Here is a 13,869-nt window from a genome sequence, read left to right as displayed (position 1 = left end):
CGTCGATTTTTATATTGTTATTAATAAATTTCTTAATCATCGGCGATTAGCCCATAAATTTTAATTGGAGGCCATTTATGAAACTTGACCTGTCGGAAGAATCCCTTCCCGTCTATGAAGCTTTAGCCAGCTCAGTACGCCTACACATGTTGCGTTTGCTTGCCGAAAATCCTATGAATGTTAAGGAATTGGCCGCAGCAGTAAATTTGAGCAGCGCCATTATGACTATGCATGTGCGTAAGCTGGAAGCTGCCGGCCTGATCCAGACGCATATGGCACCTGGTCGAAGTGGTCTGCAAAAGATCTGTACTCTAGCTGCTGAAGGAGCAGAAATCACCTTTCCAGGCAGACAAATCAATGAGCGCAAAAGTTATCGCAAGGAAATTCCGGTTGGACATTATTCCGACTTCCTGATCGAGCCAACCTGTGGTCTTGCAACTACTGAGAAAGTGATCGGCAGTTTTGATGATCCCCGATATTTCTGGGATCTTGAGCGTATGAATGCGGGGATTCTTTGGTTCGGCAAAGGATTTATTGAATATAAAATCCCTAATTTCCTACTCTCCAGCCAGCATCCTGAGGAATTGATTATAACCATGGAAATTGCTTCCGAAGCACCTTCCATTAATAATAATTGGCCTTCGGATATCACATTCACTCTGAACGGAGTGAAGCTTGGATTCTGGACAAGTCCCGGTGACTACGGGGATAGCCGTGGTAAATATACACCGGCCTGGTGGCCAGCACTCACGAACCAATACGGCTTGCTCAAGCAGCTGCGCATTACAGCAAAAGGTACATTTATGGATGGTTTGAAGCTCTCAGAAGTTACCCTTGATCAAGTAAATATCCGTGACAAACAGTGGTCTTTCAAGCTTTCCGTAGATGAAGATGCCGAGCATATTGGCGGGATTACTCTTTTTGGCAAAGGTTTTGGAAATTACAATGAAGATCTAATCGTTGAGTTGTTCTATACGGATAACCAAGAATAAAGCCGCATTCACCTCCCATTGGAGAGTCGAATGCGGCTCTTATTTTAGCTTAATTCTTTTCGATAAAGGGACCCCACAAGCCACCCCCGGGCAATGGACAACTACGTTCCTTAAGCTTGGCTACTACGGGGATGATGCAGCCGCAAGCGACGCAAGTTACCCCTTCGTGCAGCTTAGGGCAAGTCCCACAAAGGGCAACCCGTTCAGCATAAACTTCATCTGGAACACAAAACTCTGGCTTAAACATGGAAGAAGACAAGATACGATTAATCTGCGTTGGCGTAACTTTATAATCCTCTCTGCATCCCTTGCATGTTGATGTTGTTGACATGGTAACACCACCTTAAGCCTTCGGCGTAATCTCCAGCACGGTTACTGACATTGGAGGCAGCTCAACATTAAGAAGATCGCCCTCCAGAGTAAAGGCAGTGAAGGCTTGCGGCACTACCGCCTCCGGTTGGCTGAAGGTATTGTGAGCATCAATTTTATCACCGGCAAGTGTTGTGCCTGTCACTTCAACCTTCTTCCCGGAAAGACCACGAAGCTCAAGTGGAACAGCAGCAGAGGCAGCATGGTTCAAGTTGCAAAGGCTGACATGGATGATTCCAGAAGCAGTTACGGATGCCGAAGCAGATACTTCAGGAATCTCACGGCCTTCAAAGCTGTAAGTGCCACTTTCCAGTGCCAAATCCAGCAGCTCCGCATCCTGATGGACTTTAAACATATTGAACACATGATACGTAGGAGTCAGCACCATCTTTTCCCCTTCGGTCAATATAACTGCCTGAAGTACGTTAATCGTCTGCGCAATATTTGCCATCCGTACCCGGTCACTATGTTTATGGAAAATATTCAAGGTCACGCCTGCCACAAGAGCATCCCGAATTGAATTTTGTTGATACAGGAATCCTGGATTCGTTCCCGGCTCTACATCATACCAAGTTCCCCACTCATCTACGATAAGGCCTACTCTTTTATCCGGATCATATTTATCCATAATAACGCCATGTCTGGTGATCAGCTCATCCATGCGAAGGGCTTTCTCTAATGTACTAAACCATTCACTCGTTTCAAAGCCTGTAGCTGCACCTTTATTCTCCCATGCTGGACCAGGGATTGTATAATAATGCAGGGTAATCGAGTCCATAAAGCGTGTTGCCTCACGCATCAGAACCTCCATCCAGTGATAATCATCCACGTTAGGACCACAAGCAATCCGGTGAATACGATTGTCCCCGTAATTACGTACATACGTCTGATATTGGCGATAAAGATCTGCATAATATTCTGGACGCATATTCCCGCCGCAGCCCCAGTTCTCATTCCCCACGCCAAAATAAGTCACAGCCCAAGGCTCTTGATGGCCATTCTGCTGGCGAAGCTCGGACATTGGAGATACGCCTCCAAAGGTTAAATACTCCACCCATTCGGACATCTCTTGAACGGTACCACTGCCCACATTACCGTTAATGTAAGGCTCACATTCCAGCATCTCACATAATTCCATGAATTCATGTGTACCAAAATGGTTGTTCTCAACCGTTCCGCCCCAGTGAGTGTTGATCATACGTTTACGACCTTCACGGGCTCCGATACCATCTTTCCAGTGATATTCATCCGCGAAACAGCCGCCTGGCCAGCGAAGTACAGGAATTTTAATTTCCTTAAGCGCTTTCACGACATCATTACGAATGCCGTTGGTGTTAGGAATAGTTGAATCTTCTCCAACCCAAATCCCTTCATAAATACAACGGCCTAGATGCTCAGAAAAATGTCCGTAAATATTTCTGTTAATCGTCCCTTTGCGAATGTCAGTATTAAGGATCGCACGTTCTGCCATGGTTAAATACCACCTCTCAACGTTTATATTTTTATTAACTAATTAATAATTATATAAACATTATAAGACGCTGCTTAGGCATCCGTCAATCTCCAATATGAATAAAAGCTATTCTTTATCAATAGGTTTCTTTATCCCGTCTTCATAATAGTCAAAAATGAGCTGCTGCTGCGTTCCTCTTACCCCGTAAAACACATCAGAAATTTGTTTTCCCTTACGTCTTAACTCGTTCTCCAGCCACTCTTGGGTCAGGCCATTATCCTTAAGATTATCTGCGAGCATTATTCCATCCATAATCAATTCAACGGGAAAGCTCTGAGGAACGGACAACAGCTTTAGATCTTTTCGGGTAACATATTGGTACTCTTGTTTCTTTAATACAGACACCATTCCGTTATCTTCCAGCACAGCGTATTCTACTACCTCTAGATTAAATATTTCCTTTTCTCTCAATGCCTGATCCAAAGAGTCCAACGAATACCTTACCTTTTTCATATTTTGCTCAAGAATTTTCCCATCCTCAATAAGTACAGTGGGTGAACCTGAAATCCAGCTTCTCATTTTACGACTTTTTAAAGCGATGATAGATAGTATAAAAGATGTAACGGTAACGACTATAAGCGCCAGGATCATGTAGGAAGAATGCAGCTGTTTATTAAACGCCAGGTTCGCGGCTATTGAGCCCAATATAATACCCGTCACGAAATCGTGGAAGGTCAAGTTAGATAACGTTTGTTTTCCCAATATTTTGGCGATCAGCAAAAGCATGATCATAGCAACAAACGCCCTAAGCACAATGTCCATATACACCTGCATCTCTAATGCTCCCTTCCTATTCAATCCCCCATTATTCACATACCAAGGTGAAATGAAACGTGCCCCGGAGATTTTTATAGACGTCAAAAAGGCTCTGGAAGGGTTCTAAAGAACCGCCCCAAAGCCCTAGCTGCGAATCTACAAGTTATCATCCTGCACAAAATTCAACACGGCGTCATCGACGGCCGAAGTTCTTCCCAGATCAGGAAGGTTCACAAGCTCAATCTCGCAAGTCTCCGCACGGCAATGCAGCTCCAAAAGAACAAGTTCATTGCGCCCCTTGCGCAGCAATGGGCCCGGGATATATAGGGCGCGTTGCGGCCCTGCGTTCCAGTAGCGGCCCAGATTAAAACCATTGATCCAGGCGACCCCTTTATTCCATCCATCGAATCGTAGAAAGGTATCGCCAATCTCCTCCGCCTCGAAGCTCCCCCGGTAGAATCCGGGCAGACCCGAAAGGGTCGCAGTTTGCTGCTTCTCCACCGGGTGCTTCTTGTACGCTAGTGAATCCAGCTGTTCCTGTTCCAACGGCAAAGTACGAATCGTCCAGTTATATTGCAGCTGGTTATCAATCCGAACCCCGTCCAGAATCCCTTTCGGATCGCGAATGAGCGGCCCGTAATTGATTCGTCCCATGTTCTCGACGAGGATATCCAGCTGCGCTCCCCCAGCGGGGATGGAAAGTTCCAGTGGCAGCGGATTCCAGCGCTCAATCACCCCAAGCACCTGTCCATCCAGGAAGACCTGCGCCCGATCGCGCACGCCCTCGATGTAGAGTTTCTGTCTAGAGCGCGGCCCTTTCACATAAGTGCTGTACAATATAAAACCATAGGATTGTCCGAGCTTCTCCATCGGCTGTACACACACGCTGTTCACCGTCTCTGATAACTTCTCCAGATTGGAAGCCGTGAATAGTTCCGCTCTTTCCGTCAAAGCGACTTTCCCGTAAGAAATCTTCGGAATCGGCTCAGGGAGTGGACAAGTCGGGGCAAATCCATGGTTGCTGAGTACCGACCGGACAGCTTCAAATTTCGCCGTCGTATCTCCCCATTCCGTGAGCGGGGCATCATAGTCATAGCTTGTAGTCGTTGGCTCGTAGGTGACGATATGATTCGCACCATTATAGAAACCAAAATTGGTTCCACCATGGAACATGTACATATTAAATGAGGAGCCCTGTGTCAGAATCTCATCCAGAACACCTGCTACATCCCCGGCATCGCGTACATGATGATCCTCCATCCAGTGATCAAACCAGCCGTTCCAGTATTCCATCACCATAAGCGGCTCTTCAGAGCGGTATTCCCGATATTTGCGGAAGGATTCCTCTGTACTGGAGCCGAAATTGACTGTCGCATGCACATCCTCCAGTGTTCCGCCGAGCAACATCTCATCGGTTGGCCCGTCGGAAGTAAAGAGCAGCACATCGATCCCTCTGCTGACCAGTCCATCACGCATATAGCCCAGGTAGCCACTGTCATTACCATAGCTGCCATATTCATTTTCTACCTGAACGGCCAGAATTGGTCCGCCATGTGTGGAGAGCAGCGGAACCAGCAGAGGAATTAGCTCATCGTAATAACGGTCTACCTTGCTTAAATAAAGAGGGTCACAGCAGCGAAGCTGGAGTTCCCCGTAAGCTAGCAACCAGCCCGGCAGGCCTCCGAACTCCCACTCCGCACAGATGAATGGACTCGGTCTGACAATAACATGAAGCCCAAGTTCACCAGCCAGTTCGATAAAAGATACCACATCGGCCATGCCATCAAATACGAACTCCCCTTCTTTAGGTTCATGTATATTCCAGGCGATGTAGGTCTCCACGGTATTGAATCCGCAGGCTTTCAATTTCAGCAGCCGGTCTTTCCAATATTCAGGCACAACCCGAAAATAATGAATGGCTCCTGATACGATACGATAAGGCTGTCCGTCCAGCAAATAGTGTCCGTCGTTCCAGGTGAGCAGGCTCATTATCGACAACCTCCTTTATTAATATTTATTCTAACGATTCCCCGCAGTGGTAGACGGCAAGCCGTCTGATCTTGGGGCTTGCGGCAGCTTCTGACACCCGTAAGCGGATTTTCTCTGCGACAACCGGAGGGAAGGCGTCGATTTTCTTATGGCCAATCGCACTGCCACGCTTCAACTCCAGCCACGCCCCGTTGCTGTACGCTTCCAGCACATATCCTTCCACGCTCTCGCCGTAAGCGATATCCTCTATAATCTCGGCATGATCAATCACAGTAGCTGCTGGCAATTCCAGTTCAACAATATCTCCAGTACCTGCTGTTACCGCCAGAGCCTTGTCAAATCTGCGTCTTATCTCCTTGCCGAATTCCAGCAGCCGCTGCACATCAGCCTCCGGAAACAGCCCGCGGTTGTCAGGGGCTACATTGAGCAGCAAAGTTGCCCCATGTCCAACCGAACGATAATAAATATCCATTAGCTGCTCCAGAGACAGCAGCAGATGCTCCTCCTCAGGATGCCAGAACCAGCGGTCTTTACGGATGGGCACATCGCATTCCGCAGGCACCCAGCTCGGCGTTCCGGGAAGCCAGTTCAATGAAGCTTCACTAAACATGCTACCCCGCGCAGAATTTGCAGTGTTCCAGCATGGATAAGGAGCAACGCCATCCTCATTGCCAACCCAGCGGATCGTTGGTGCCCCCATATTAAACACCATGGCGCCTGGCTGGTGGCGCTTGATCAGATCCATAATCCGCTGCCAATCGTAATTGCGGCCCTCCGACCCTGCGCCGTCGAACCAAATTTCCGTAAGCGGACCATAGCCCGTAAGCAATTCCTGTAATTGCAGGGCATAGAAATCATCGTACGCTTGCGGATCTGCATAACAGGGCTCATGTCTGTCCCACGGAGACAAATAAATGCCGAAGCCAACTCCAAGTTCACGGCAAGCCTCCGCGCATTCCTTGACGACATCGCCGCGACCTTCTTTCCATGGGCTAGAAGCCACAGAATAAGTACTTGTCGCAGTCGGCCACAAGCAGAAGCCATCATGATGTTTAGCTGTCAGTATAAAATAACGGAATCCAGCTTCTTTGGCCGTACTAACCCATTGGTGGGCATCCAAATGAAGCGGATTGAAGACCGCAGGTGAATCATTGCCTTCTCCCCACTCCTGATCGCAAAACGTATTGATGCCAAAATGGCAAAACATCCCCAGCTCCAGGTCCTGCCACTCCAGCTGTTCCCTAGAAGGCAGCGCCAGTTGCTCTTCCGGCTTATTCTGTGAAAATCTGCTTTCCATCATTTCTACACTCTCCCATATGTTTGTGTAGGCCCAATATATAAATAAGGCTTTGGAAAGCCAGTTGATGACCTTCCAAAGCCCCGTCCACAACTTGTGATACTTGCTTATTCCCTATTTATTTGATAACACCTTTTTCGTTGATGATTTTTGTCGCTTCATCAACCATCCATTGCTGCACCTTATCAATCGATTCATTTCCAAGCATAAATCTGCTGAAGCCGTCATCGATTATTTTGGTCAATTCGGATGTTGCCGTCGTCATCACCTGCGCACCATCAAGGAACTGAATTGCACTGTCAAAGAGTGTATATTTGAGTGAATCCATATCATACATATCCTCTTTGCCAGCTACCAGTTTGGTCAGCAAGGCTTCATTATCCGCTTTTTTATAACCGGAGAATTCCAGTCTGTTATCACTAACAGCCGTTGACATAAATCTCATCAGTTGGAAAGACGCCTCTTTGTTCTTCGAAGTAGCGCCCATCGCCAGCATATTGCCGCTGGTGAAGTATTTGCCCTCGTATTCTTTCGGTTCCGATCCTGCCGGAGGCACCGGTACCGGAGCAAAAGCTGTCTTGAAATCATGCGGATACTGCTCAGTATTGCCCGGATCAGCAATCGTCCAGTTACCAGCCAGAATCATAGCGGCTTCTTCATTAAAGAATTCCGTGCGGTAATTGAGCTTAGCCGCTAAAGCGTCTGCATAAGTTTTCGCAGATTTATCAGCAGACTCCATATCTTTGCGCAGCTGGAAGAAGTATTTATAGGTTGGATCCGCGAAAATGGTCGTCCCGTCATCATACACGAATGGATCTTTCATCATCGTTTGGGCCGGAGCGTTCATATACAACTCCCAGGTGTGGAAGTATGTGCCGTAACGTTTGTCTACGCCTTCACCTTTGGTCAGTTTTTTAGCATAATCGCGGTAGTCATCCCATGTCCAGCCAAAAGTAGGTACAGGCAGCCCAGCTTCATCCAGTGCATCTTTGTTCAGCATTACATAGTTGCTGCTCTTGGTATATTGCATCCCATAATAGTTGTTGTCTACCTTAGCATTCACATAATATTCATCCTCAGGAACGAGGTTATCCTTCTCATAGAATTCATTCAGCGGGGCAAGTGCTCCCCGGGTCGCCCGTTCAAGTACGCCTCCGAGGCTTGGTACCTGAACAACGTCAATCGCTTCGCCGGATGAAATCAGGAAGTCGAGTTTCTTCAGCATCTCCACAGAATCACCGGGAACGAGTGTCACATGCTCTACCTTGATATTTGGGTTCTGATCCATAAATTCCTGCAGCATGGCATCCGTGCCTGCTGATTGGGCTTCATTGTCCCAGTTGTAATATTTGATGGCGACTTGCTTGTCCACCTTGGTGTTCCCGGCATTCGTACTGGCTTCAGCACCGCCATTCTTCTCTGAATTTCCGGAATTTCCACAGGCGCTTAACGTTAAGGAAACCGCCAGCATGGAGCCTAGTACAACGGATAATCTTTTTTTGCCCTTTGTTTTCATTTTACTTCCCCCCGCACTGAAATTTAAGTATAGTGCCTTGTTCATTTCTTATTATAGGCACCCGCTGTACAAGCCAAGTGCACAATTTTGCTGTAGTAGGATCACATTTTTGACTTTTACCCACTTTTGCATACCCGCAAGTCAGCCCTTTACGCCCCCCAAGGAGATTCCGTTAATGACTTGCTTTTGCAGGGCAATGAACACGATGACCAATGGGATGATCGCCGAAACGGCTGCCGTCATCATAATCGCATAGTTGTTCGAATAATCGTCCCGGAACAGTGTCATACCGAGTGGGATAGTGTACAAATTCTTGTTTAGCAAGAAGATCAGCGGATTCTGGTAGTCATTCCAGGTCCAGATAAATTTGATGATCGCCACGGTAGCGAGCACCGGCTTGCAGAGCGGAACAATGATAGACCAGAATATCCGCAAATGGCCTGCACCATCAATTCGCGCCGCTTCAATATATTCGTCGCTGATACCAATCATAAATTGCCGCAACAAGAACGTGAAGTAGATGGAGAACATACTCATTAGTACGATAGCAGCATGAGTATCATAGAGGCCGAACCAACGAATCAGCAGAAAACGCGGAATCAGCGTGGCCTGGTCAGGAATAATCATGAACGACAGCAGCGCCAGAAAGACCATATTCCGTCCTTTAAACTTGATTTTGGTCAAGGCGTACGCCGACATAGATGAAATGATCAGTGTGATGCAGGTTGTAATAATCGCAACTTTAAAGGAGTTTAAATAGAAATGGGAGAAAGGTACCCGTCCCATCCAAACCATCTTGAAATTATACGCTACATTGATCTTCTCGGGAATCCATTGGATCGGGAAGCGCATTACATCTTTTTCATACTTGAAGGCTGCGGAAATCATCCAGATCAGCGGAATAAGAAACACAATGGACAAAGCCCCCATGATGCAGGTAGTGATCACTCTGGACATATTTTTTCTAATCAGTTGCATGTTAATCTCCCCCCTTTATTCTTCATTTCTCATTTTCCAAGTGGCTGCGGTAATCAAGCCGATAACAGCGAATAGCAGCCAGGAAATTGCAGAAGCGTAGCCCATGTTGTAGTATTTGAACCCTTCCTCATAGATCCTGAACACAAGCACGGTAGAAGAATTATTCGGACCGCCTTCGGTCAAAAAGGCGATGATGTCGAACACCTTAAACGAGCCAATCAGCATGGTAATAAGCAGGAAAAATGTAGTCGGACGCAGCATCGGAACTGTGATGGCAAAGAATTTTTTCAGCGCGCTGGCGCCATCTATTTCGGCGGCTTCGTAGATTTCATCGGAAATATTCGTCAAGCCAGCCATATAGATAATAATGGTGTAGCCAAGACTCGCCCAAGAACTGATAATAGCAATGGATAACAGTGAGGTCTTTGGATCAACTAGCCATTTCGGAGGGCTGGAAATTCCAAACTCCATCAGCAACTGATTGATCGGTCCAAGAGACGGATGGAACAATGCACTCCATACGGCAGCTATCGCAATAATCGAAGAAATATAAGGAATAAAGAAAGCCACTTTAAAATAATTTTTGAGGAACACACTGTTTTGAATCAATGCCGCGAGCACCAGCGCAATCGCAATCGGTATCGGCACGGTCATAATCATATAAAAAGCATTGTTCTTCAAAGCTTGAATGATACTCGGATCATGGAACATTTTGATATAGTTATCCAATCCGATGAACTCGATTCCTTTGACTCCCGACAATAGATCCCATTTCGAGAAGCTCAAATAAAGTGAGAATCCAAGCGCAAATACATTAAGAAAAAGCATCCCGACAATTTCCGGTGCCAAAAACAGCCATCCGGTTAAAGCCTCTTTCCGTTGCGGAGTCCAGAATTTCCGCTTCTCTTGCAGAATTTTTGGCACAGGTTGTTTTGCAGCCTCCACGTTGTATCACCTCGACAATTTGATTTGTCATTATAGTAATACATCCGCCTTCCGCAAGAAGGAGTGATTATGACCCGGAATGTGCAAGATTTTGACCTTTGTCCGCCGACAACAAAAAACCGCCCTAGAGGGGCGGCGGGTCTGTTCATATCGTTAACAATTGTGCTTCTCAGCGTACCGAATGTTTGGATTTATATTCGCTTGGCGTAGTTCCTACATATTTTTTGAACACTTTTGAAAAATAGGTTCTGTCCGAATATCCCAGGCCGACGGCCAGCGACTCCAGGTTCTGGCTGGAGATTTTCAGCATTTTGGTAGCGACCTTCATCTTGTGCTGATGTACATAGTCCGTAAAGGTCAGGCCAGTCATGCGCTTGAAATAACGCGAAAAATAGCTTGGATCCAGAAACAGATAACGTGCCATATCAATTGAGGTGATATTATCGCCAAGATGCTGGTCGATATACTGCTGGATAAGCTGCAGCTTGGGCTCCTGCGGAGAAGCTCCTGTCACCTGCTGCTTGCTGCCTGTAATCTGTACAAGCTTTCTTTCCACCAGTTCCATCGTATCTTCAAGTGTGCGGGTCTGCACGAGATAGACGAACAGATCCTCATCGAACATCAGGCTCGTAAACATTAACTCGATGCCGCGGAGCATAAAGGATAAATCCCGGGCGAAATCGCCAGGATGAATAGACATTGCTTTTGCAGTCCTAGCGATTTCCTGTAGAGTGCCACGGATGGCTTCAAGGTCTTTTTTAATCACGGCCCGTTCCATCTGCGGGATATAGCTGTCCAGAAATCCTTGGGGTGCAGGCTGGAAACGTGGAGAAGCGATTTGCAGAGTATCCAGAACCGTGTAATCCGCACTTGCATAGAACTCGCATTTGTCCTGAACAATCTGCCGATGGATCTGGCCAATCGCCTGTAGCTCCATTTTCTCTGTGACGGCAATAATGCCCGGTTGAATCTTTAGGAGATGGGAGCATTCGGAACACAGCCGCTGTAAATAATCGTGAAAATGAAGACTGGCATTCTGCGCGAGATTCACACGGTAATTATATAGAATCACAATATTCTTTTGCTCCAAGAAAGGCGTAATCCCTTCACATGTTTCGGACAGTTCCAAGGCTATATTGTAAATAGCATATAAAATAAGTGGATACTCACTCTGCTTGTATCGCTTGTCGAAACTGGAAAAATGAATACTAACCGTGCCCAGCATAAACCACGGATACGTCCAGGATATGCCGATTTGCGCCGCATAAGCCAGTGTGGTTTCAGGCGGAGCACCGCCAATCACCCTTTGCAGCAGGTTCTGCCGGAAGAGCTGGCTGTTGTAGCCTGTCTCCCCATGGCTGATCAAGCCAATCTTCGACTTAAGCAAGTGTACGGACTTGGCAAGGCTTTTCTCCAGTTGCTCTTCTGTAAGCTGGTCCTTGATTAAATAATCATCTACTTTCAGCTTTACCGCCTGCTGAGCATAATGGAAATCCTCATGACAGGTCAGGAAAATAATTCTGACCTCCGGCTTCATGCGGGTGAAACAATCGGCTAGCTCAATCCCGTTCTTTTGCGGCAAACCAATATCCGTGATCACAATGTCAGGCTGCACTTCCTCAAACATTAATAACGCCTTGGCACTGGAATAGGTGCTGCCGACAATCTGCAAGCTATGTGCCTCCCAGTCAATCATCTGCTGAAGCACTTTGAGCATAGGAACATCATCGTCTATGAGCATCACTTTATACATCAATATCCCTCTCTCTCTGACAGATTAACCTGATGATTGCCTTGCGGCAAATACAGAGAAACGGACACCCCACCCTGCGGCAGATTATGCAGCGACAAGCGGGTATCCTGCCCATAGGTCAGCCTCAGCCTTTGAACTACGTTCATTAACCCGACCCTTTGATAAACTTCATCCTGTTCATCGTCCTTATACAGTAACCTGCGGTTCAGTCCCGCCAGAACTTCAGCCCCTGCACCGCAGCCATTATCTTCAACTTCAATCATGATCCCATCAGGGACCGTTCGCGAGCGAACGACAATACGCGGTGCCGGGTGGTCAACCAATCCGTGGACGATTGCATTTTCTACAAGGGGCTGCAAAATCAGCTTAGGGACGATGAGCTTCTCTGTATCCTTTTCCAGATCGACCTCCAGTTCAAGAGGGATTTCATTACGGATCTTCATAATATCGATATAATGGCCAAGCAGTTTGCATTCTTCCCGCAAGGTGGCCGGTTCATTGACCTTCAAATAGGCCCGGAGCAGACTCATTAATGAATCGATGATCCCGCTATGCAGCTTATCTTTGGCCAAAATAAGGCTACATTTAATCGAATTCAACGTGTTGATCAAAAAGTGGGGGCGAATCTGCATAAACAGCGCCTCCAGCTCCATCACCCTCTTCTGTTCCTGCTCCAGCTCGATGTCGTGAATCAGACCTTGCAGCTGGTCCAGCATAGTATTCAACGTCTGCCCCAGCTCAGCGATTTCATCCTTGCCCTTGACCTCCAGCCTGACATCAAGATTCCCCATCCCGAACTGGCGCACAACGCGCTGCAGCTTCATGATCGGACTATGCAATCTTTTGGCAATCAGCATGGAGGTAGCCGAAAAGACAATAAATAAGAGGAGTACCAAGCCAATGCCACTATAAAACGTCCGCGAGATCTGGCCCGACCATTCTTTCTCCGAAGCTTCATAGATCAGCTGCCAATTAGATTTGTCGATAGCTCTGGCCGTACGAACGCTTCCTCTTGCTTCCTTGCCTTCTGGAGCCAATTCTGAGTTCCCAGCGATCAAGCCTCCTCCAGAATCAAATAACGCAACCTTGCCAAATTCGACGGGTCCGAGCAATTTATTGAAATAGGATTCAGGAATTGAGATAAGCAGCACGGACACCTGCCGTTTCTCCCGGCTGTCATAGATAACTCTGGCAATATAATAGCTGCTGCTTTTACCGGAACCGCTATCAGCCATCCCAAGCCATTGCAAGGTCTCCGGTTCGTGAATATTGACACGGCTCATCAGCTTGTCCAGGTTGGCATTGATCACGGATAAATTCTCAGTCCCAGAGGAGATCACAAAGTGTTTCCGGTTGACCAAATACATGCGGATATTATTATTCAACGGCTTAGAGTTGATGAGCGAAAACACATCTTGAATTTGCGTAAAATGTACGTAATCCTGATAGCTATTCAGCCGCTCGGTATCCGCAAAAGACTTCAGATTAGCGCGGAAATTGGTATCGTTTACAATAAAATGGGAAGCGAACGTCACATCATCAATAGTTTTATTTAGTTCGTCAATCATAACGTTCAGGAAGTTATCGTTGCTGAGCTGCAGCTTCTCTACCATCGTATCCCGGATGAGCACGAAGGAAATGATCGATACTGCAATCAGAGGGATAAAAATCAGCAAAAGAAATGAAACCTGGATACGTCTATAGTAAGTGAATTTGAACATGTTTTCTCCGCGCCTCTCTCATGCTCTTTTCTTTTATTCT

11 protein-coding genes are annotated in these 13,869 nt (G+C 46.9%); 1 reads left to right on the top strand and 10 read right to left on the bottom strand.

Annotation, left to right across the window (positions count from 1 at the left end):
- Positions 1-77: 77 nt before the first annotated feature.
- Positions 78-992 carry an ArsR family transcriptional regulator gene (locus MKZ16_RS08020; RefSeq protein ID WP_076100540.1) on the top strand — a complete coding sequence of 305 codons (915 nt, stop codon included), beginning with the start codon at positions 78-80 and terminating at the stop codon, positions 990-992.
- A 49-nt stretch (positions 993-1,041) separates the two neighbouring features.
- Here MKZ16_RS08020 and MKZ16_RS08015 read toward each other — a convergent pair whose 3' ends face one another.
- The 10 genes from MKZ16_RS08015 to MKZ16_RS07970 all read right to left on the bottom strand — a co-directional run bounded on the left by MKZ16_RS08015 (position 1,042) and on the right by MKZ16_RS07970 (position 13,829).
- Positions 1,042-1,323, bottom strand: coding sequence for a DUF6171 family protein (locus MKZ16_RS08015; protein WP_076100542.1), 282 nt, complete (start codon positions 1,321-1,323; stop codon positions 1,042-1,044).
- A gap of 12 nt (positions 1,324-1,335) precedes the next feature.
- On the bottom strand, positions 1,336-2,832 hold the full coding sequence (locus MKZ16_RS08010) for an alpha-N-arabinofuranosidase (RefSeq protein WP_076104908.1): 1,497 nt from the start codon (positions 2,830-2,832) through the stop codon (positions 1,336-1,338).
- Positions 2,833-2,940: 108 nt separating this feature from the next.
- A complete protein-coding gene (locus tag MKZ16_RS08005) occupies positions 2,941-3,735 on the bottom strand; it encodes a DUF421 domain-containing protein (protein ID WP_339815549.1) in 795 nt (264 codons plus the stop codon).
- A 51-nt stretch (positions 3,736-3,786) separates the two neighbouring features.
- Positions 3,787-5,619, bottom strand: coding sequence for a beta-galactosidase family protein (locus MKZ16_RS08000; protein ID WP_076104906.1), 1,833 nt, complete (start codon positions 5,617-5,619; stop codon positions 3,787-3,789).
- Between the two features lie 25 nt (positions 5,620-5,644).
- A complete protein-coding gene (locus tag MKZ16_RS07995; protein ID WP_256715486.1) occupies positions 5,645-6,919 on the bottom strand; it encodes an alpha-L-fucosidase in 1,275 nt (424 codons plus the stop codon).
- Between the two features lie 115 nt (positions 6,920-7,034).
- Complete coding sequence (locus tag MKZ16_RS07990) at positions 7,035-8,432, bottom strand: extracellular solute-binding protein (RefSeq protein ID WP_076100552.1); 1,398 nt, start codon at positions 8,430-8,432, stop codon at positions 7,035-7,037.
- A gap of 141 nt (positions 8,433-8,573) precedes the next feature.
- The gene (locus MKZ16_RS07985; protein ID WP_036675652.1) at positions 8,574-9,410 is read right to left on the bottom strand and encodes a carbohydrate ABC transporter permease; all 837 of its coding nucleotides are present in this window, start codon (positions 9,408-9,410) and stop codon (positions 8,574-8,576) included.
- Between the two features lie 15 nt (positions 9,411-9,425).
- A complete protein-coding gene (locus MKZ16_RS07980; protein ID WP_051490863.1) occupies positions 9,426-10,355 on the bottom strand; it encodes a sugar ABC transporter permease in 930 nt (309 codons plus the stop codon).
- Between the two features lie 169 nt (positions 10,356-10,524).
- A complete protein-coding gene (locus MKZ16_RS07975) occupies positions 10,525-12,108 on the bottom strand; it encodes a response regulator (RefSeq protein WP_076100553.1) in 1,584 nt (527 codons plus the stop codon).
- The gene (locus tag MKZ16_RS07970) at positions 12,108-13,829 is read right to left on the bottom strand and encodes a histidine kinase (protein ID WP_076104905.1); all 1,722 of its coding nucleotides are present in this window, start codon (positions 13,827-13,829) and stop codon (positions 12,108-12,110) included. The genes MKZ16_RS07975 and MKZ16_RS07970 overlap by 1 nt, the downstream gene beginning before the upstream one ends.
- Positions 13,830-13,869 lie beyond the last annotated feature (40 nt).

It is taken from the genome of Paenibacillus sp. FSL R5-0928, from assembly GCF_037970385.1.
Taxonomy (GTDB): domain Bacteria; phylum Bacillota; class Bacilli; order Paenibacillales; family Paenibacillaceae; genus Paenibacillus_AQ; species Paenibacillus_AQ odorifer.
Note: the sequence above shows the minus strand (reverse complement) of the source record. Positions and strands in the feature narration are given on the sequence as shown.